This is a genomic window from Perlabentimonas gracilis (assembly GCF_011174675.1).
Taxonomy (GTDB): domain Bacteria; phylum Bacteroidota; class Bacteroidia; order Bacteroidales; family Tenuifilaceae; genus Perlabentimonas; species Perlabentimonas gracilis.
Window position 1 is genome coordinate 25101 of sequence record NZ_JAANIG010000008.1, and the last position, 21055, is coordinate 46155.

The window sequence follows — 21055 nt, forward strand, 5'->3', positions numbered from 1 at the left end:
TTCGACAGAACTATTTTAGCGTGTCTTCACTGTGGTTATACACATTTAAACTAAAACGCCACGAATTTCAATAATCAACTAGCGGATATACAGTAGCTACAATTTGATTTTCAGCACGATGTAACTTTGATATAAAGGCAGATAGAATCCCTTTGCAGCCAATGGGTATCTGTCAATTCAAGGATTACTAATTTAAATGATGCTGAAATGAAAAAGTTAAAATTACTACACCTACTGCTGGTAGGGTTGTGGTTCTCCTTTGCTGGTTGCGAGGAGGATCCGTACGTGTCGTTTACCGTCTCATCATCCCTTGTTGCGGTAAATGAAACTGTGACTTTTACAAACTCATCGGTTAATGCCGATCACTTTGAATGGTACTTTGGTGATGGTACTACATCAACTGTTGTGAGCCCAACGCATAGCTACAGCAAGGAAGGGGCGTACATCGTAACCCTGGTGGGATATTCTAAATCGGGCAATAAAAAGGACGATGCATACCAGTTCTACCTGTATGTACTAAACCCACGCCAGGTAACATTTACAAACCCAACCTACACTCCAATCGACATCACCATCGAGGGGTATGGCTCACGAACCATACCAGTAGGCGGTAGCACCACCTATCAAGTATACTCATCAACCATTACCCTCAATGCCTCTACCACCGAGAAGTTTACCAATGGCAACCCCTTAGGATTAACGGTAACCTGGACAGGCGATATTGAGCTAACCAGCAGCTCCCATACTTTTAATCTGAATGTTGGGCCAGAGTTTTACTACCTACACACCACCAACTACAGTGGCTATACCTTAGGTCCAGTTCACTCAAATTGGGGTACAACCTATAAGGTTACTGTGAATTGCCAGCTACCATCCGATGGCGTAAAATACAACTTGGGATACCATTATGCAAGGTATGGGAACGAGATGAGATGGTACGTTAACACAACAGAATACTTCTATGCCTACCATGGGACTCACTTTAGCTATCCCAATGTTAACAACCAAAGTATTTCGATGACTTGTGGAGGAAAAGGACTGGAGAACACTAATTATGACTCTGCTGGGGAAATAGAAGGCCAACAGCAATCGCTCTTTGATCTAAGTCCATCGCAACCCCTCATATTTAAAAAGGAGAAGAGTAGCATCGATATCCTATCAGACAAATACTTGCAATAACTCAAATTCGATAGCCATGAAATCAACATACATTACCTATGTATTAGCCATTTTGCTAATACTCACATCAAGCAACATTTTTGCCCAATTCGAGAATAAGGTAACTCTTAACGTTTCATTAGGAGCAATCCAACCAGTTGGGCAACGGGAATACATCTACCAGTCGCGAAATGGAGCATACCTCAATACGTGGCTCATGCCCTATCTATTCTCAAATTTCGATTGTGGTGGAGCCTTTACTGGCGCAGTGATGTTCAACCTAAACCGATCCTTTTCGCTTGGGGTTGGAGTTACAATGGAACGGATAGGGAACTGGGAATATATCGACGAGTACACCATGAATGGCGAGAGGGTTGAGAACAACTTCCTGTCATGGAACATTACCCAGGAAAGTAGCATTCTCGACGAGGGAGTAAACGAACTCAACATGTACAATCTTGGAATTGGCGTTTTCCCCCGCATTAATATGGCCTATGGTAAACGATTTAACCCCTACGTTTTTGTTGAGGTTACTTTTAACTATACCGATATTAACTACATCGATAATAGGCGCAATTCATGGATCGAGTTGGGCGGATCGGAGCAGGATTACGACATATGGTACAACAGCCTAACCAGCCCATCGGCCTACAAAAACACTCCCCAACGAAGCTTTGGCATTGGCCTATACCCTGGTATAGGTTTCGATTACAACATCAACAGCAATATTGGAATATTTGTACACGGGGGCTATTCGTTTATCAGCATAAACAAGGCCGACTTGGAAGAAGCCAATCTTGAACCCGAAAATTTTACCTCCGCCAAAATCGAAGTTGGATTAAAATTTAGCTTCCTACGCTCAAAGGATATTTAAACACTTGCAATACTTAATCCGTATGCACAATGGCAAAAGGTATAGTAGCACTTCTCGCACTGGTTTTGGCTTGCACTCCCCTTACGGGACAGGTTAGCAAGCTAAAACCATTTGGAGATAAAAAGCACAACGTAATCACCTCAACCATTAGCTACGATGGGGCATACATTGCAACTGCAGGTGACGACAATGAACTTATTGTTTGGGATTACAACAGTACCAACGTATACCGTAAACTAACAGGGCTCAACCAATGGACAAAGGCCTTAGCCTTTAGCCGCGACGGCAAGCTGCTTGTTTCGGGCGGAAAGGACAGCAAGGTTTACATTTGGGATATTGACAAATCTTCGGTAATTAAAAACCTAACAGGCCACACTGGTGATATTTGCGCATTGGCAATAAATCCGCAGAATAACCTGCTAGCCTCTGGGGGTGATGATAATACCATTCGCATTTGGGAACTATCAACCGGTAGGCTCTTACAGAGCCTAAGCAAGCAATCGAAAACAATTACCTCGCTCGACTTTAGCCCCAATGGCACATCGTTGATTTCAGGTTCGGCCGATGGTTCCGTTGTAATTTGGGATACATCTAAATGGACAGCAACTCACACCATTAGCGACCATAAAGGCTGGATTAGATGCGTGGGGTACAGCCCTACGGGAGAAACCTTTGCCTCAGCGGGCGACGATCGAACTGTGCGGATTTATAGCTCGACAGGGACTCAAAAGTATGAATTGAGGGGTCACCGAAACTGGGTGCAAAGCCTTTCGTATAGCGCTGATGGTAAGTACGTGGTTAGCGGTTCACACGATAAAACATTTATAGTTTGGAATGTTGAGAGTGGTGCTGAGGTGTACAAATCGCCCTCGCTGGGTGATATTGTTTACTCGGTGGGTATGAACCCCAATGGCAAAAGCATTTTATCCACCAACCTGCGCAGCAGCAACCTATCGCTATGGGATGTTGGGGGACTAAATATCTACTCCACAATTGCAACTACACAAGCACCTGCAAAGGGAGCAACTACACAGGAAGTAAAGGTGGTACAGACTGTTGCCGAAACTACCTCGCCACAGCTTGCCCTAAAATCGGTGGTTTTTTCCGATGCCAACAGAAATAACATTATCAATGCGGGCGAGCAGTCATTCATCGACATCTCCATTAGCAATACGGGAAATGGTGCTGCCAAAATGGTTAAGCTATTTGTAACCGAGCAGAACAATGTTAGCGGCCTCACCTTCTCTCCATTCATAGAGGTTGGCGATATTAATGCCGGACAAACCAAGTCGGTGAAAATATCCATACTAGCCAACGAGGCCATAGCCTCAGCCAGTGCAGATTTCAACATCACCATATCCGAAAGTCGTGGTTATAGCTGTGAACCAGCTAGACTTGCCATAGCAACAATGAAGCAGGAGGTACCCTTGGTAGTTCTGCATGAGCATAGTTTTACTCCCATTGGTTCTGAGGTAATATCCAAAGGAAGCAAATTCAAGCTAAGCCTAATGGTTCAGAACAAGGGTGATGCCCCTGCTTACAGCGTAAAGGTGAAGTTTGAACTACCCGAAAATGCGTTTATAGTGAGTGAACCAGAATTCTTTGTGGCCCAGCTAACGCCCAACGAAACAAAGGTGTTCGAACTTGAGGTGATGACCAACACGCGATACATCCGTCCCGATGTGCCCATAGAGGTTTTTGTTACCGAATCGACAGGGAAATTTGGCGACAGGAAGATTGCCAGCGCACGGCTAAATGAAGGGGCACAAGGAAATCTGAGTTCACCCATGCTGGCAACTACTACCCAAGCGCAGGCCGCTGCAACTCCTAGGCCAATGCTAAAATCGGATGTGGATATTGATGTACCCAGAGTGGCAAGCAAAAAACCCAACCGCTACGCTTTAATCATAGGGAACGAGGATTACTCTTCGTATCAACGGGGACTAAAAACCGAATCGGATGTTGAGTTTGCGGTAAGCGATGCCGAATCGTTTAAGAGATATGCCATTAACATTTTGGGGGTACCCGAGGAGAATGTAATACTACGAACCAATGCCACAGCTATGGAGATGCACAGAGCCATTAGCCAAATCAATACAATTATAAAGATTGGTGAGGGAAAATCGGAGGTGTTTGTTATGTACGCTGGCCATGGCTTTCCCGATGAGAAAACCCAGGAACCATATCTAATCCCTGTTGATGTTAGCGGTGCCGACCTGCAATTCGCCATTAAGCTCACCGATTTTTACGCCAAGCTCACCGAGCATCCATCGAAACGGGTTACCGTTTTCCTCGATGCTTGCTTTAGTGGAGGTGGTCGTGAGCAAGGGCTAATTGCCGCACGTGGAGTAAAGCTACGCCCTAGGGAAAACGTGCTAAGGGGTAACCTGGTGGTTTTTGCAGCAACATCGGGCGATCAGTCGGCCCTGCCATGGAAAGAAAAAAACCACGGTATGTTTACATACCACTTGCTACAAAAGCTAAAGGAGACTAAAGGCGACATTACCTACCAGGAGCTATCGGACTACCTAAAGCACAATGTGGCAACCCGATCAGTTTTAGTTAACCAAAAGGAGCAGAATCCGCAGACCAACATTAGCAGCGATGTGGTTGACACCTGGGGAAACTGGCGTTTGAAATGATGCGATTTTGCCCTTATCCAAACCGAGAAGAGCGGGGAAACAATAAACCCTGGCTGCAAATTTCAGTGTCATTTCATTGCGACACCCTGCTCTTCTCTTTTTTATCCAGCATTAGAGACCAATTAGTAAACATCATTAATTGGGACAAAGAGCCAAGATAATAACAGACTAAAAAATGGTTCTCTCCTTTCATACTCTAGCTACTCAACATGAAAATCGAAAACATAAGTGCATACTTCGCAAAATCTTGAGCAGATTAAATTAATAGCAAGAAAGAGTGGCCCAATAGACCACTCTTTCTAGTATAAAATAGTTAGAACAATGAAATTAATTCCTTATAATAGTGGCTTCCCTATCAGGCCCAACCGATACAATTTTAACAGGAACCCCCGTTTCCTTTTCAATAAACCTTATGTAATCAACTAGTTCCGCTGGAAAATCGGCTTCGGAGCGGATCTCGGCTAAAGACGTATTCCAGCCCTTAAACTCATGGTAAACGGGTTCTATTTCGGCATCAAACTCGTAGGGCATAATCTGTGTTTGTTCACCTTTTACTTTGTAAGATGTTGCAATCTTGATGGACTCGAAGGTATCGAGCACATCGGCTTTGGTCATGATGAGAGCAGTAACCCCGTTAATCATCACGGCATACTTAAGGGCAACCAAATCGAGCCAGCCACAGCGGCGCGGACGACCAGTAGTTGACCCGTACTCATTACCCTCATCGCGCAGCTTTTGGCCAACCTCATCCTCCAGTTCAGTGGGAAATGGACCTGAACCAACCCGAGTGCAATACGCTTTGAAAATACCGTACACCTCGCCAATGGCGCTTGGCGCCAAACCCAATCCGGTGCAAGCTCCGGCACAAATGGTGTTAGATGAGGTTACAAATGGATATGATCCGAAATCGATATCGAGCAACGAGCCCTGCGCTCCCTCAGCCAATATCTTTTTCCCCTCATTCCGATAGCGATTGATTTCGTACTCCGAATCTATCAGTTGAAACTGCTTGATTACTTCTAGGCCTGCAAACCAATCGGCTTCATGCTGCTCAATGTTGGCCTCATAGTCGTACTGTGCAAGAATATCCTTATGCTTTGCCCTAAGCTGATTATATCGATCATTAAAGTCGGCTCTAATGGTGTCGCCTACCCTTAGGCCGTTTCGCCCAGTTTTATCCATATAGGTTGGGCCAATACCTTTGAGGGTTGAGCCAATTTTCCCCTTTCCTTTAGCGGCCTCAGATGCTGCGTCGAGCTCGCGATGCGAGGGAATAATCAGGTGAGCCTTTTTGGAGATGAAAAGGTTCTTAGTTGGTTCAATGCCCAAAGCACGTAGTGCTGCAATCTCTTTTGCAAAGATCACCGGATCAATCACCACTCCATTACCAATCATATTGATTGAGCTGAGGTGAAAAATACCTGAAGGGATAGTGTGCAGAACGTGCTTAATGTTGTTAAACTCTAAGGAGTGTCCTGCATTTGGGCCTCCCTGAAATCGAGCTATAACATCGTAGTTTGGGGTAAGCACATCAACTACTTTTCCTTTGCCCTCGTCGCCCCACTGAAGGCCAAGAAGTACATCAACTTTCATACTTATAACGCTTAAATGGTTGGGAAATGCGCAACAAATGCCGGCCATTACGGTCCAGCATCCTGCAAATTTCATGTTCTAAAGTTACAGCTTTTTAGGGGTTGTTTCCAAAATTTTGCTGTAAAAAAAAGAGTTGAGCACAGCAAGTTATCAACATATCCGCTTAAGCCTGATTGGCCTCATTCTTCGCACTCATACACTTACTACACATACCGTAAAAGTAAAGCGAGTGGTGAGATATTTTAAAGTTCATCGATTTGCTTGCAGTATTCTTAATCTCCTGGATACGGGGGTCGCAAAACTCAATAACGCTACCACACTGGGTACAAATAAGGTGGTCATGCTGACGGCATTCGTAAGCCTTTTCAAAAACTGCTATATTTTTACCAAACTGGTGCTTAACCACCAGGTTACACTCCAGTAGCAGCTCTATTGTATTATACAATGTTGCTCTGCTAACCCTGTAGTTTTTATTCTTCATGTAGATATATAGCGTCTCAATGTCGAAGTGTCCCTCGCGGGAGTATATCTCCTCTATTATAGCAAACCGCTCTGGCGTTTTCCTATGTCCCTTCTTCTCAAGATATTCAATAAAAATCTTCTTTACCGAGTCTAAGGTGTTATCGCATCCCATGGTGACAGTAGTTTAAATTTAGAACAGATAAAAATAGTAAATGTGAGGGATACTGTCAAATTTTTTGAGGAAATTTTAGCGATACGGCTAACAAGCAATATTCTATGGGATTAAAATGGGTTAGCTATCAAAGTTTTCTATTCGTTTCACCGAGTCAACCCCTTTTATTCGCATTACATTACCAATTAGGTTATTGAGATTGGCTGCATTATGCACATATAGATCGATAGAGCTTTCGAAAATTCCATCATGGCTTTCAATATGAAGCTTACGAATATTAACCCTCAGCTCATCAGATATTATCTTTACCAGCTCGCTAAGAATTCCAACTCTATCCATCCCCCTCACCTCAACACGAGCAAGAAACGATAAAACCTTGTGGGTTGTCCACTTGGCCGATACAATTCGATCGCCATGGCGAGACATCAGCCTAATGGCCTCGGCACAGGTAACCTTATGCACCACAACATTCTCCTCCTCGGTTATATACCCTATCACATCGTCGCCGGGAATTGGATTACAGCAGGGAGCAACTATATAGGAAGTGGTCTCTTCATCGTCGAGTTCGCGGAGCAGGTAAGGTTTTTTGGTATCGAACTTCTTCTCCTTAGCGCCCAAATCCTCTGCACCTTTCTGCTGTAGCTTCTTTTTATGTGCCGATTTTGAGAACTGTATCTCCCAATACCTAATCCATTTACTTTTGGTGTTCTTCTTCAGAACTTTTTTTAGGTTATCGAGCAATATTAACCCCGACCCCACCTTGCTATACAGCTCGTCCTTTGATATCACCTCGTAGGCGGGCAAAATCTTTTTAAACACTCGCGACGATGGTTGTATTCCAAATTCTGTGAGTTTCTTCTCTACCATCTGCTTGCCCTTCTCTATTCTGTTCTTGGTTTCGGCCTTAAAAGCGGCCTTAATAGCCGATTGAGCCTTGGCTGTTTTAACAAACTTAAGAGAATTCCACGAGGGTTTTTGGGTACTGGCGGTAATAATCTCCACCTGATCGCCACTGCTAAGCGTGTGGCTTAAAGGAACCAACTTGTGATTAACCTTTGCTCCAATGGCCTTGTTCCCAATCTCGGTATGGATCTCATACGCCAAATCGAGTGCGGTAGAATCGTTGGGTAAGGTTTTAGTATCGCCCTTGGGGGTAAAAACAATAATTTCCGATGAGAAGAGGTTGAGCTTAAACTCATCCAAAAAGTCGAGGGCATCGGTTTGGGGATTCTCCAGTAGATCGCGTACCTGGGTAATCCACTTTTCAAAAACGCTTTCTTGGTTCGATACGTCCGAATCTTTATACTTCCAATGCGAAGCAAATCCTTTTTCTGCAATCTCGTTCATCCGCTGAGAACGAATCTGCACTTCAATCCACTGTCCGTGAGGCCCCATAACAGTACAATGCAACGCCTCGTAACCGTTAGCTTTGGGTGTGCTAACCCAGTCGCGAATCCTATCGGGTTTAGGTTTGTAGATATCTGTGATTAGTGAGTAGATGTGCCAACATTGGGTTTTCTCGGGAATGTGTGGATAGGGATTAAAGATAATGCGAATGGCCAACAGATCGTAAATATCTTCGAAGGCCACATTCTTGGTTTGAATTTTTTTCCATATGGAATAGATAGACTTGGGCCTGCCGCTGATATCAAAATCGATATTATTCTCCTCAAGCTTTTGTATTATTGGTAGCGAGAACGAATTAATCAGCTGCATCCTTCGTTTCTCAGTACCAGCAATCTTCCCCTGAATATCGTCGTACACCTTGGGGTACCTATACTTAAGGCTTAAATCTTCGAGTTCAGTTTTAATATTGTAAAGCCCAAGCCTATGCGCCAGGGGCGCATACAGGTAAATGGTCTCGCCTGCAATTTTCATCTGCTTATGTGCAGGCAGGGAATCGAGCGTTCGCATGTTATGTAGGCGATCGGCCAGCTTTATGAGGATAACCCTAATATCATCTGTTAGGGTAAGAAGCATTTTGCGGAAATTTTCGGCCTGTAACGACGAGTTGGCATCAAAAACCTCAGCGATTTTAGTAAGCCCGTCGATTATTTTAGCTACCTTTTTATCGAAGAGGCGTTCAATATCATCAATGGTGTAATCGGTATCCTCCACCACATCATGCATTAGGGCACAGGCAATGGCCTTGGGACCAAGGCCAACCTCAGTAGCTACAATTTTAGCCACGGCAATAGGATGTAGAATGTAGGGCTCGCCCGATTTACGCTTAACACCCTTATGCGCCTCATTAGCAAGATTAAAAGCTTTATTCACCAGCTTAAAATCGTCATCGCTCTGGCAACGAAGGCAGTTCTTTAGTAAATCGTCAAATTCATCCTTAATTAGCTGCTTATCAGCTTGGTTTTGTAAATCCATAAAAATAAATTCGTACTATATTAAGTATGACAGCCATAATTAAATAATATCTTTATAAACATAGCGAAATCTAAAGATAGTAAAAAGGGGTAGGCATTAGTATCCCCTAGGGCCATAAATTACGGTAACATACCCTGTTTTAGATACAGACCGCAACGATGGGGTATAAACCTCGAGTCTGTATATATATGTGCCCTCTTTTGCTATAGCACCATCGGGTAACCGACCATCCCAGCCAGCGTTAGTACCTTCGTACACTATCCCACCCCACCTATTGTATATCATAAGCTTATACTCGGCCTCAAATGAGATGGTGGGCGCAAAATCATTTCGTCGAATTGTGTTGTAAACCAAATCACTGGTTGGGTCGATGGCGTTAGGCATAACAATCTCGGGGGTAACTTCGGCACATACCCTACGGGAGCGGCTAAGCCTTGCATTTCCCAGGTTATCGAGCTGCTCATAAGCCTCAATATAGTAACAAAACTGAGGCAGTAATCCTTGCCCTGAGAAGGAGGATAAATTATCGACGAACTTATTCTCCATCGGGTTTAGCTCATCATATATCAGATTGGGAGGCAACGGATCGGGGTTATAGGCTTGCCGGTAAACCCTGTACCTTACGTTGTTGTTTTGTGAGGAGTAGAATGGATCCCATGAAAGGTTAACGGTCAAATCGCGCGGAAAAAGCCTTAACACCATAGTATTTGTTAGCTCGGACACCCTTTGCAACCTTTCGCAACCATCGTAAGCATTAATTTTGTAGTAAAACTGCCTTGAGCGTGCAGCCCAGGCATCGGTTGTGTCGGCAAAATATGTTGTTTTGGAATTTGTAAAGCGGTAAAGATTTTTGGCCGAGAAGATTGACCTAACCGAATCGACTTGTTCCCAGCGGACAACAGCAAAACTCCTATACTCTGTTAACGAATCGATAGAAAAATAGATCTGTGTTTGCCTATCGCCTGCAATAAGAGAATCGATAGTTACATATTTTGGTGGAATGGATATCTTGGTACTAACCGACGAAAGGTTTGACCTAGATCTAATGTCTGGATCACCCTCATTCGATTTTTCCTTTACGGCTTCAATAAAAAGATTGAAGTTTCTATTGACTGGAATAGAATCAATAAAGGCCTCATTCCTGAATCCTGAAACGGTATCAACTGAGAATGTCTCAAGATCGAGCCCTTCGCCCCACAATACCCGGTACATTTCAATTCTATTTCCCCATCCCACGTAGTGAGTCCATCTTACTGACAACCCATTGCGACACGAATCGTAATTGGCTGTCAAATGCATGGTTCTATGCTCAACGGTTTGCGTGCTGGGTTCGGATATACCATCGGAAGCCACGGTGTACGAAAATGGTCCCACAGAAGCATTAACAGCTACATCGGTATAAGTGAATGTGTTCGCATCAACCTTAGCTATTTCGAACATATCGGTATTGCCTAAATCGTCCCTTTCTCGCCGATAAATAATGTAACCTGTAGGTAACGGATTTAAGGGGTTCTCGCGCGGAGGTGTCCAGGTCATTGATGTTGTCCCATTCAAGGGATTAACCGTAACAAACTCCAAGAAAGGGGCTAAAGGCTTGGACTCACTCTGCGCCTGTCCCAAATCTGCAGAAAGGGTGAATAAGGTTATGAATATAATGGTGATGACTACCTTATAGTTCATATCGAGCTGATTATTATACATATGCTGTTGCTCCAACGAGAAGGACTCGCAAAAATTTAAACGCTTCAATACTTTAACGGTCAAAGTTAAAAAATTAGTAACATAGTTATCGATTTTTTACCAGAAATAGAATTCTACCATTATACCCCATTACTAATCATACCAATATGCGCAATTTTTTCAGCTTAGCCCTATCGATCATGTTGTTATGCAACCTTGCCGTAGGGCAAACCGCTAGAGTGGTTGGATTGCATAATAGCACTCCCAGCGTATTTGCTTTGACGAATGCAGAGGTTTATGTTGAGCCCGCCAAAGTTCTATCGCAAGCTACCATTGTAATTCGCGATGGTGTAATTGAGGATGTGGGCAAAAGGATAGAGATTCCTGCCGATGCCTTTGAAATTGATATGAAGGGAAAGCACATCTACCCCGGATTTATCGATTTGTATACCAACTATGGAATGCCCGATTCGGTAGATATGAAAAACTCTGTGCACTGGAATGCGCAAATCCGGAGTCACTATAGGGCAACGCCTAGCTTTGAACCAAATGGTAAAGAGGCGGAGATTCTTCGCTCGCAAGGCTTTGTGCTGGTCAACTCCACGCCAAAATGGGGAATTATTAAAGGCTACAGCACCTTGGTTAGCCTTGGCGAAGGAGATGCAAATCGCCAAATTGTTATCCCCGATGTTTCGCAGGCTGTATCGTTTCGCCTGAATCGAAGCTTCTCGAGAAACTACCCCTCGTCGGTCATGGGAGCCATTGCCCTGTTTAGGCAAGCGTTATACGATGCACAGTGGCACAACCGGGTACATGGGCAATACGCAGAGCAATCGTCGCTACCGCGTCCGGAGTTTAACCAAGCTTTGTACGACCTTGAATTGGCTCGCTCGGAAGGGAAACCCTTTATTGTGGAGGCAAACAACGAGTTATGGTTGCTCAAAAACAATGAGCTGGCCAATGAGTTTAATTTAAACCTTTGGATACTTGGTAGTGGGTTCGAATATCGAAGGCTAGATGCTGTAAAAGCAACAAACCGGCCAATTATCTTGCCGCTAAACTTTCCTAAGGCCCCCGATGTAAATTTGCCTGAGGAATCGATAAATGTTTCTCTTGAATACCTGAGACATTGGTATTTGGCACCCGATAACCCAGCCAAACTGGCTCAGGCAAAAGTGCCCATAATGCTAACAGCCTTCGGCAGCCGTAAAGACTTCTTGAAAAACCTTAGGGTTGCAGTAGAAAGGGGACTAAGCGAAACCGATGCACTAGCAGCACTTACCACCACTCCCGCTAAGTACCTGGGCATAGAAACTAAATATGGTAAGATTGAAAAGGGAAAAGCCGCAAGCCTAACCGTTAGTGCTGGAAATGTATTTCAACCATCATCAGAAATTGTGGAGGTTTGGGTTGATGGCAAAAAGTATGAGGTTGAAAACAACCAAAACACCCCAGCAGGAAGATGGACCATTGCAGATTGCGAATTGCTTAACAAGGCTGTAATAGACCTGAAGGGAACAGAAAATCGCCTAAAAGGAACGTTGAGCCACAATAGCAAACAGGGCAAACTGAGCAATATTAAGGTTAAGGATTCGCGCATTTCGTTTAGCCTTCAGTCCGATTCCATTGGCCTTAATGGGATTATTAGGCTATCGGCAAATATCAACAAAAACCACATGCTTGGAATAGGCGAAACAGCCAATGGGGAGTTCTTTACCTGGCGAGCGGATAAAACCGATAAGAGTTCCCGAAGCACACCAACAGCCAAGAACTTGCCAAAACTCGACCTTCCAACCCGCTATCCTTCCATGGAGTATGGACTAAGAGAGCCTATGGCTCAGCCCAAGGTCGTTGTTATAAAAGATGCAACCATTTGGACTCAAAGCGATTTAGGTGTTATAGAAAATGCTGATATGCTAATTGAGAACGGAAAAGTTGTAAAGGTTGGACACAACCTAAGCGAACCACGCCGTGCCCAAGTTATTAACGCAAGCGGCAAACACATTACCCCTGGACTAATAGACCCGCATATGCACTCGAGCATAGGTGGTGGCGTAAATGAGGTTGGTGATGCCATAACATCGGAGGTTAGAATTACGGATGTGCTAGAGAACAACGACATTTGGATTTATCGCCAGCTTGCCGGGGGCCTCACCGCCGGGAAACTTTTCCATGGCTCGGCCAATCCCATAGGCGGACAGGATGCGGCGGTTAAAATGCGCTGGGGCGCTCTGCCCTCCGACATGTTGATCGACGACGCTACCCCAGGGCTGAAGTTTGCACTGGGCGAGAATGTGAAAAGGCTTGAGGGCAGATACCCCAGCTCTAGGCAGGGAACCGAGCAAATTATTAAGGATGCTTTCCACGCTGCGATAGAATACGAAAAAGCCATAGAGCGATGGAATGCTAATAAAAATGGAATGCCCGTACGCAGAGACTTACAGCTAGAGCCCATCCTCGAAGTTATTAGGGGTAAACGCAAAGCCCATGTGCATGCATATAGACAGGACGAGATGCTTATGACCATACGCCTGGCCGAAGAGTTTGGGTTTACAGTGGGCTCGTTTGAACATACCCTTGAGGGTTACAAGATTGCCGATGAATTGAAGAACCACGGGGCAGCTGCCGTGGTTTGGAGCGATTGGTCGTCGTTTAAACTCGAAGCTTACGACGGAATTCTTCACAACGCCAAGCTCCTAAACGATGTGGGGGTACTCACATCGTTACACTCCGATAACACGCAGCTATCCACCCGAATGAACTGGGAGGCGGCCAAGTCGCTTCGGAATGGCGTGTCGGAGGTAGATGCAATGAACCTGATCACCATAAATCCAGCCAAAATAATGGGTATCGACCATCGGGTAGGCTCACTCGAAGAGGGCAAAGATGCTGATTTTGTAATATGGAATGGACACCCCTTATCATCTTTCTCGACCCCCGATCAAACTTGGGTTGATGGTATAAAATATTTCGATAAGGATGAGGATGTGCTACTGCGCGAGGAGATGAGAGCGGAGCGTATACTAATTATTAACAGGATAATCGAGAGCCAGCCGGGCAGCAAGTCAGAGTAAAGTAGCTATCAACTTAAATCGATTGAAGATGAAATCAATATACATCAACAGAACATTGAAAAACTTACTATCGGCCATGCTAATGGTTGCTTTGCTTACCCTAAACCAACTGGCCGTGGGACAAACACCCGTTGCTAAACAGCAAAAGCCTATTGCCATAGCTGGAGCCACTATCCACACTATGGTCAGTGATCCTATCGAAAATGGCACAATTCTTTTAGATAAAGGTAAAATTGTGGCCATTGGCACCAGCATTACCATTCCCGGTGATGCAGAGGTAATAAACGCTAACGGAAAGCATATTTACCCAGGGCTAATTCACGCAAGGAGCGGCACTGGACTGATGGAGATTAGCCGAATTGCCGAGGGGAACGATATGAGCGAGGAGGGGAATATAAATCCTAACCTAAGGCTACAGGTTGCATTCAATGCGGTTAGCGAGCATTTACCAGCCGCCGCGGTAAGTGGCGTTACTACCATTGTCCCCTCACCCACCTCGGGTACCATAGCGGGCACTACATCAGCAATGGTTACCGAGGGCTGGACATGGGAGAAGATGACCATGAAGGAGGGCATTGGAATGGTTGTGAACTGGCCATCGACACGAAACGCTAAGGAGTACAGCAAACAGGTTGATGAGCTACAAAAAGCCATTGATGATGCACGCCGATATATGCTCGCTCGAAAGGCAATGCAGGGTGGAAAAACCAAGGCTCATCATCAATACAATATCCGATGGGAAGCGATGATACCTGTAATAAAAGGCGAACTGCCAATGTTTATATCGGCAAGCAACATTAAGGAGATACAAGAGGCCATAGCTTGGGCGCAAAAGGAAGGCATTAGAATGGTACTGGTGGGAAACCGGGACTTGGGTCTGCTTGCCCCGCAGCTGGCACAACTGCAAATTCCCGTTATAGTTGCAGGAAGTATTGGTGGCCCAACTCGCCAGTGGGAGGGTTACAGCGAGGGATATAGCACCCCATTGCACCTATTCAACTCAGGCGTTGAGTTTTGCATTGCTGGCGATGCTTTTGCTCCATACGCATACCGCATACATCATCACGCTGCCGCAGCCGCAGCATTTGGTTTGCCTTCTGATGAAGCGCTCAAATCAATCACCATAAATGCAGCAAAAATACTGGGCATCGATGATATGGTGGGCAGCCTAGAGGTTGGCAAGGATGCCTCGCTAATAGTAACCGATGGGCACCCACTGGAGCTCAGCTCGAGCCGTGAGCAGGTTTTTATACAGGGGCGCAAAATTGATATGACCGATAAGCACAAACGGCTATACGAAAGATACCTAGAGAAGCATCTTCAGGAAAACCTATAGAAGCAACTTTCTAGAACGGATTTTCAGCCCCGGCAACGCATTCAATCAGCGTTTCGGGACTAAGCCATTTAGTGGCCACCTCCATGATGCGCTGTGGAGTAATGGTTCTAATCGAGTTCATTAGCCTGTTGTAAAAATCGTAGTCGAGATTGTTGAAGTTGTGAAGGCTCATAATATTATCGGCAATGGCAAAAGGGCCGTTGAGGCTTCGTAGGGCTTCGCCCAACAGGTAGCTCCGAACCCTGTCCAGCTCATCATCGGGCACAGGCTCCGATATCAACCTATTCAGCTCATTACGTACCTCCTGAAGCGTTTGCTGGGTATAGCCTGCTCCCACATCAGTTGATATTATAAACGCACCGCCATCTCGAAAAGTAAGTAGATACGAACCAATACCATAGGTGTAACCCTTATCCTCGCGGATATTCTTCATAAGCCTCGACCCAAAATATCCCCCAAGAATAGTATTCGCCACGGCTAGGTCGGGGTAATCGGGATGCGAACGGTTGAATAGCTCCCGCCCCACCCTTATGGCCGACTGCAACGCACCTTGTTTTGGAACAAACACCTGCTTCGATCCCAACTCAATATTACCAAAGCAATTACCTTGATTCACATTGGAACTCCCCCAATTCGTTTCCCCAAAATGCTTGGTTACTGCATTAATCTCCCCATCGGAGAGTTTGCCCGACAGGATAATGGTAGCACCCTGCGAGCCAAGATACCCACTATGATAGCTAGCCAATTCGTTGTGGCTTAACCCATCGTAATCGCTGGGCACAGCAAACGCTCCGTAGGGATGTTCTGACCCAAAAATGGTTTTGAAAAACTCCATTCGAGCTAAGGTTGATGTTTTATCCATTTCCACCGTTAGCGTTTGCTTACCCCTTCGCTTCCATACATCCAATTCGGCCTCGGGGAATGAGGGTTGTTTTACCACCTCCTCGAGCATTTGAAGCGTTTGGGGTAGATACTTGGTAAGGGAGTAGACAGTAACTTTGGCAAAATCCTTATCGGCACTTATTCCTATAAATGAGCCCCAAAAGTCGAAGTATTCAGAAATTTCTTGCGACGATTTACTTGCTGTTCCTTCAGCCATAAGCGACATGGTGCCCATGGCAACAAGTTTACGCTGCTGATATCGAGACCCCGCATTGAAGATAATGTCAAGCCGGCACACGTCCACATCACCCTCGTTAATTATTAGCAGCTTGCTACTATTGGGTAACTCTATGGAGCTAGGTTTGGGGAAATTTATACCATCGGTTAAATATATGGGGGGTGCAATTGTGCGGTTTATCATAACAAAACTTTATTTTGATTATGCTATATATCTTTTATTACTATTTATTGCCTATCTTGTTCAGCATAATAATGCAATACTGAAGAGTTCTCCTTACGAAAAAGTGAGCGAGCAACACGCTGAATATCCTGGGGGCTAATTCTACGATATATTTCTACAGTTCGGTTAAGCAAATCAGCATCGCCCAACAGCTCGTTGTAGCAAAGGTTCATTGCCTTCTCGGTTGTGCTGGTTAGGCCAAAAGTGAACGTTGACTCGAACCGATTCAGTACCTTATGCAGCTCATAGTTCTCCACTAGCTCATCAACCAAGCTGCCAAGTTCGGAGTAAATTGCCTCCTCAGCCTGCAATAGGTTTACACCATCGGCAGGCCGCCCAGTGATAACAAAAAGCCCCTCGTCGATATCGCCAGTTATAAAAGCATCGATACTGCTGAAGAGGTTCTGACGCTTAACTAGGCTTTGGAACAGGCGCGACGATTTACCGTTGGCCAGGATATCGCTAATCAAATCGGTGGTGGCATAGTCGGGATGCAGCTTATGGCACATATGGTAGGCAATGTAAATGGAATCGAACGGAACATTGCGTTTAACCTCCAATCGGCGCTGAGCCTCTTGCGCTGGCTCTTTGGGTAGCACCATTGGGCTAACATCGCGGCGGGGAATTGACCCGAACCATTTATTAGCCAACTCCTCAATTTGAGCCACACTACAATCGCCTGCCACACAAAGAATAGCATTATTGGGCGCATAGTGTTTAAAGAAAAAGGCCTTAACCTCGTCGAGCGTTGCATCGGTTATGTGCGCAGGCTCTTTACCAATGGTTGGCCACCTATACGGGTGAACCTTGTATGCCAAAGGGCGCAGCAGAAGCCAAACATCGCCGTAGGGTTGGTTTAGGTATCGCTGGTTGAACTCCTCCACCACCACGCTTTTCTGCACATCGAGGCTTTGCTGCGAAAAGGCTAGGCTTAACATCCTATCGCTCTCGAGCCAGAAGGCTGTTTCGATATTCTGCTTGGGCAGGGTTATGTAGTAGTTGGTGATATCGCTGCTGGTGAATGCATTGTTCTCGCCGCTGGCACGCTCAATGGGATCGTCGTAGCTTGGAACGTTAACCGAACCACCAAACATCAAATGCTCAAACAGATGAGCAAACCCAGTACGGTTGGAATCTTCATGCTTTGACCCCACGTTGTAAAGTAGGTTAACCGAAACCAGTGGGGTTGACGGGTCGTTATGGACAATAACTCGCAAACCATTATCCAAAGTGAATCTATCGAAACTTATCATAAAGAGATAGCTTTTTTATAAATTATAAAATCAACTGGCAAAAGGTGAGCCATGCCAGAAAAAAAAGAAACTAGCAAACAATGCTACACAACCAGAAACCGAAAAGGGATGGAGTATAGAATTCCGAAAAGCATTACTACCTTGGAGAAATTGCTTATCCAATGGTAATCGTTCTTGGTGCTGGCCGATAGCAGCCTTAGGATAAGTATAAATATTGGGATAACCAGCGCCACTATCATGTATGTAAAGGTGAAGTAATCGAACTTTCCATTGACAAGGTAGTTTAGGTATGCCCCAAAAAGGTATGCCAGCACCACAATGGTAAACATAAGGATGGCCGCTGCAATGTTACGGGCCATATTGGTTCCCAGCACAACGGGTAGGCTCCTACGTCCAAACTCGTTATCGCCCTCAATATCCTCAATATCCTTTACTATCTCACGGAAAAGGGTTAGAATAAAGGCAAAAATTCCATACCCAACTACCCAGTAAATTATCTCGTTAAAAACCGACGACGATAATGCCAACCGCTGCCAATAGGTAGCATGGAGCAAGGGCATCTCAAAAAGTAAAGGCATTAACGGAACGATTGCCGTTAGCGTTGCCACCAAAATATTTCCCGCAAGGAACTGACGCTTGTACGATGTTGAATAGAACCAAAGCAAGCCAGGGACAAACAGAAATACCATTGTAAGTAGAGGTTTACCAATTGCAAAAGCAACCACAACCCCCATAAGTACACCCAACACATTTAAACACCAATGCAGAATAATGGCAAACCGCCTCGATAAATCTTTGCCAACAATCACCGTTTTGGGTCTATTAATCAGGTCGGTACGAGTGTCGAAATAGTCGTTAATTACGTATCCCGCAGCTGTAATAAACACAGTTGAAAGAACAAGCAACATGAAAAGTAGCTCGCCCAGCTGCAGACTCATCTGTTTGCTCTGCAACAATGGCTGCATAATGAAAAACCGCATGGCGTACATGGTAAACACCACGATAACAAGATTTTTAATGCGGACAAGACGAAGTACTTTTCCTAACATACCACTAGCGCTTAAAGTTTTTATCATGTAACCAAACCCCTTTTAGCTTGAGCACCTGCTCAATTACATCCCTTACGCACCCTTTGCCCCCACCAAAATTCGATATGTATGTTGAGATTTCGATAATCTCGGTGGCTGCATCGGCAGGACATGTAGGGAAACCTACTCGGGACATAGCTTCGTAGTCGGGCAGGTCGTCGCCCATAAAAAGAATCTCGGAGAGTTCCAACCCGTATTTAAACCGAAAATCCTCAAGGTCTTCCACCTTATCGGTACTACCTAGATAGATATCGGTTACGCCCAATCCACGAAACCTCTCTCGCACCGACTCGCTCTTACCACCCGAGATGATGGCCACAGGGTAACCCTGCTGAATGGCCTTGTTTACGGCATACCCATCGCGGGTATTGGAGGTTCGTAGCAGCTCGCCCGAGGGGTGAATTACAACCATTCCATCGGTAAAAACACCATCAACATCAAATGCAAAGGCCTTCACGTTATGGAGCTGTTCCTTAAAATTCTTCATGGAGTGTATATTCTTTATCTATTCGTTTGCTTGCTTCAAATTCAGTATACTTGTGCTAATTGCTAGGTACAAATCGCGCAATTCATCGTCAATCCGGCTAAGCTGCGCAATATGTTTCTTAATGGTTTCGGAGTCGCCCCTTACGGCGGGTCCGGTTTGAGAGCCTAATGGATCGCCCTGCAAGGCTTTCTCAACGGTTTCGACAATAAGCGGCTCAAGTAGTTTAAACTCGAATTCGCTTTCCTGCGCCAGCTGCTGCGCAATGGCCAGCATATGGTTAACAAAGTTGCATGAGAAGACACCGGCTAAGTGTAACATTTCCCTCTGCTTGCTGTTCATCTCAAGGGGTTCGCCGCCAAGCGATTTGGCTAGCTGGAACATTACACAGTAACCCTCGGAGCTGTTTGCCTCAAGGCAAAAGGACACCCCCGAGAGGTTTGCCTCCCTCCCTTTGGTAAACGTTTGGAAAGGGTAGAAAACCCCGTATTCATCAGACAAACGCTCTAGTGCAATCATTGGTGTACTGCCACTGGTATGAACCACCAATCCATCCAATTTGTCGATGCTACTGGCCAGTTCACTAATGGCCGAATCGGGAACAGCCAGGATATATAGATTGGCCTTACGGTTGAGCTTTGAGATATCTACAGTATACTCAGAACCTACAGCGCTAGCCAATTCCTTGGCATTGGTCTCGGATCGACCAACAATTTGAACAATACGATGACCTTGCGAGTTGAGCGCCTTACCAAGCTGTGTGGCCACATTGCCCGCTCCAAAAATGACTATACTTAGGGATTTTATCTCACCTGTCTCCATTGGCTTTATAGAGTTAGGTTACCAAAATATTCGAAAGCTAAGATAGCTGATTATTTTGGATATTTTGATTTTGGCTCTACCCATTGCCGCATTGAAGCTACAAACAGGATGAAATAACAATCCCCCAACTGGCATATAGCTCAGCGGGGGATTTTTTAAAACTAAATAACACGTTGGCTACTTCTTGAAAAAGTATACAACATAATGTTCATCATTCTCCTTATAAAGCCAATGTTCAAATCCTAGGCTTGTGGCCTTATCGATAAGAGGTGCTGGTAGAAACGGTGCAATAAGTTTGTATATGCCATTTCCGTCCAGTCCCTTCAAATCCTCAATAACCTGTGCAACGGGTTGCTCTCCATCGGCTAACATCTGCCTCACGTCGAGTTCCATAAATAACTTGGAATCATCGTACCAGGAAGGTTTACTGGTGTTGTAAGTAGTACCAGCCCCTTCCGTATAGATGTCCTGTCCAACCTCCTTACGCATTCGATTGACCAAATCCTCAACCTTAACATTACCAACAGAGGCGGCCTGCTGCAAGGTTGCAATTCGAGCCACGGTTTTTCGCAGAACCGGATTTTTGAGCTTACTAAATACTGGTACGTAATCGATTAGAACCTGTTCGAGCTGGGGATAAACCCCAATGAGTTCGAGCACCTTGGTTTTAGGTGTAATTATTAGCTTATGTTCCAT

General features: G+C 45.1%; 15 protein-coding genes. 5 read left to right on the forward strand and 10 right to left on the reverse strand.

Annotated elements, in window-relative coordinates:
• Nucleotides 1-207 precede the first annotated feature (207 nt).
• The 3 genes from G8O23_RS05215 to G8O23_RS05225 are packed head-to-tail and all read left to right on the forward strand — an operon-like array spanning nucleotide 208 to nucleotide 4674.
• Nucleotides 208-1179, forward strand: coding sequence for a PKD domain-containing protein (locus G8O23_RS05215; RefSeq protein WP_166362509.1), 972 nt, complete (start codon nucleotides 208-210; stop codon nucleotides 1177-1179).
• Between the two features lie 16 nt (nucleotides 1180-1195).
• Nucleotides 1196-2032: an outer membrane beta-barrel protein gene (locus tag G8O23_RS05220; protein ID WP_166362511.1), complete on the forward strand. Its 837-nt coding sequence runs from the start codon at nucleotides 1196-1198 to the stop codon at nucleotides 2030-2032.
• Between the two features lie 29 nt (nucleotides 2033-2061).
• Nucleotides 2062-4674, forward strand: coding sequence for a WD40 domain-containing protein (locus G8O23_RS05225; RefSeq protein ID WP_166362513.1), 2613 nt, complete (start codon nucleotides 2062-2064; stop codon nucleotides 4672-4674).
• A 327-nt stretch (nucleotides 4675-5001) separates the two neighbouring features.
• Here the strand turns inward: G8O23_RS05225 and G8O23_RS05230 are convergent, their stop codons facing one another.
• The 4 genes from G8O23_RS05230 to G8O23_RS05245 form a co-directional block, all read right to left on the reverse strand.
• A complete protein-coding gene (locus tag G8O23_RS05230) occupies nucleotides 5002-6267 on the reverse strand; it encodes an adenylosuccinate synthase (protein WP_166362515.1) in 1266 nt (421 codons plus the stop codon).
• Between the two features lie 163 nt (nucleotides 6268-6430).
• Nucleotides 6431-6901, reverse strand: coding sequence for a Fur family transcriptional regulator (locus tag G8O23_RS05235; RefSeq protein WP_166362517.1), 471 nt, complete (start codon nucleotides 6899-6901; stop codon nucleotides 6431-6433).
• 120 nt (nucleotides 6902-7021) lie between these two features.
• Complete coding sequence (locus G8O23_RS05240; RefSeq protein WP_166362519.1) at nucleotides 7022-9280, reverse strand: RelA/SpoT family protein; 2259 nt, start codon at nucleotides 9278-9280, stop codon at nucleotides 7022-7024.
• 96 nt (nucleotides 9281-9376) lie between these two features.
• Nucleotides 9377-11029, reverse strand: coding sequence for a T9SS type B sorting domain-containing protein (locus G8O23_RS05245; protein ID WP_166362521.1), 1653 nt, complete (start codon nucleotides 11027-11029; stop codon nucleotides 9377-9379).
• 98 nt (nucleotides 11030-11127) lie between these two features.
• Between G8O23_RS05245 and G8O23_RS05250 the strand changes: the two genes are divergently transcribed.
• Nucleotides 11128-14034 (forward strand): amidohydrolase family protein, encoded by a 2907-nt coding sequence (locus G8O23_RS05250; RefSeq protein WP_166362523.1) that lies wholly within the window; start codon nucleotides 11128-11130, stop codon nucleotides 14032-14034.
• Between the two features lie 28 nt (nucleotides 14035-14062).
• Nucleotides 14063-15370 carry an amidohydrolase family protein gene (locus tag G8O23_RS05255; RefSeq protein ID WP_166362525.1) on the forward strand — a complete coding sequence of 436 codons (1308 nt, stop codon included), beginning with the start codon at nucleotides 14063-14065 and terminating at the stop codon, nucleotides 15368-15370.
• A gap of 10 nt (nucleotides 15371-15380) precedes the next feature.
• Here G8O23_RS05255 and G8O23_RS05260 read toward each other — a convergent pair whose 3' ends face one another.
• The 6 genes from G8O23_RS05260 to G8O23_RS05285 form a co-directional block, all read right to left on the reverse strand.
• Entirely contained in the window at nucleotides 15381-16673 is a 1293-nt protein-coding gene (locus G8O23_RS05260; protein WP_166362527.1) for a M16 family metallopeptidase, read from the reverse strand.
• A gap of 44 nt (nucleotides 16674-16717) precedes the next feature.
• A complete protein-coding gene (locus G8O23_RS05265; protein WP_166362529.1) occupies nucleotides 16718-17965 on the reverse strand; it encodes a M16 family metallopeptidase in 1248 nt (415 codons plus the stop codon).
• 83 nt (nucleotides 17966-18048) lie between these two features.
• Nucleotides 18049-19041, reverse strand: a complete 993-nt coding sequence (locus G8O23_RS05270; protein WP_166362531.1) for a geranylgeranylglycerol-phosphate geranylgeranyltransferase — start codon at nucleotides 19039-19041, stop codon at nucleotides 18049-18051.
• Entirely contained in the window at nucleotides 19019-19540 is a 522-nt protein-coding gene (locus tag G8O23_RS05275; RefSeq protein WP_166362533.1) for a KdsC family phosphatase, read from the reverse strand. The genes G8O23_RS05270 and G8O23_RS05275 overlap by 23 nt, the downstream gene beginning before the upstream one ends.
• An 18-nt stretch (nucleotides 19541-19558) precedes the next feature.
• Nucleotides 19559-20359 carry a Rossmann-like and DUF2520 domain-containing protein gene (locus G8O23_RS05280; protein WP_166362535.1) on the reverse strand — a complete coding sequence of 267 codons (801 nt, stop codon included), beginning with the start codon at nucleotides 20357-20359 and terminating at the stop codon, nucleotides 19559-19561.
• Nucleotides 20360-20536: 177 nt separating this feature from the next.
• Nucleotides 20537-21055 carry a DUF1858 domain-containing protein gene (locus G8O23_RS05285; RefSeq protein WP_166362537.1) on the reverse strand — a complete coding sequence of 173 codons (519 nt, stop codon included), beginning with the start codon at nucleotides 21053-21055 and terminating at the stop codon, nucleotides 20537-20539.

Coding starts and splice junctions, on each gene's coding strand:
- G8O23_RS05220 (WP_166362511.1), top strand. CDS start 1,196: ATGAAATCAACATACATTACCTATGTATTAGCCATTTTGCTAATACTC.
- G8O23_RS05235 (WP_166362517.1), bottom strand. CDS start 6,901: ATGGGATGCGATAACACCTTAGACTCGGTAAAGAAGATTTTTATTGAA.
- G8O23_RS05270 (WP_166362531.1), bottom strand. CDS start 19,041: ATGATAAAAACTTTAAGCGCTAGTGGTATGTTAGGAAAAGTACTTCGT.
- G8O23_RS05285 (WP_166362537.1), bottom strand. CDS start 21,055: ATGGAACATAAGCTAATAATTACACCTAAAACCAAGGTGCTCGAACTC.
- G8O23_RS05230 (WP_166362515.1), bottom strand. CDS start 6,267: ATGAAAGTTGATGTACTTCTTGGCCTTCAGTGGGGCGACGAGGGCAAA.
- G8O23_RS05225 (WP_166362513.1), top strand. CDS start 2,062: ATGGCAAAAGGTATAGTAGCACTTCTCGCACTGGTTTTGGCTTGCACT.
- G8O23_RS05255 (WP_166362525.1), top strand. CDS start 14,063: ATGAAATCAATATACATCAACAGAACATTGAAAAACTTACTATCGGCC.
- G8O23_RS05260 (WP_166362527.1), bottom strand. CDS start 16,673: ATGATAAACCGCACAATTGCACCCCCCATATATTTAACCGATGGTATA.
- G8O23_RS05265 (WP_166362529.1), bottom strand. CDS start 17,965: ATGATAAGTTTCGATAGATTCACTTTGGATAATGGTTTGCGAGTTATT.
- G8O23_RS05275 (WP_166362533.1), bottom strand. CDS start 19,540: ATGAAGAATTTTAAGGAACAGCTCCATAACGTGAAGGCCTTTGCATTT.
- G8O23_RS05215 (WP_166362509.1), top strand. CDS start 208: ATGAAAAAGTTAAAATTACTACACCTACTGCTGGTAGGGTTGTGGTTC.
- G8O23_RS05280 (WP_166362535.1), bottom strand. CDS start 20,359: ATGGAGACAGGTGAGATAAAATCCCTAAGTATAGTCATTTTTGGAGCG.
- G8O23_RS05240 (WP_166362519.1), bottom strand. CDS start 9,280: ATGGATTTACAAAACCAAGCTGATAAGCAGCTAATTAAGGATGAATTT.
- G8O23_RS05250 (WP_166362523.1), top strand. CDS start 11,128: ATGCGCAATTTTTTCAGCTTAGCCCTATCGATCATGTTGTTATGCAAC.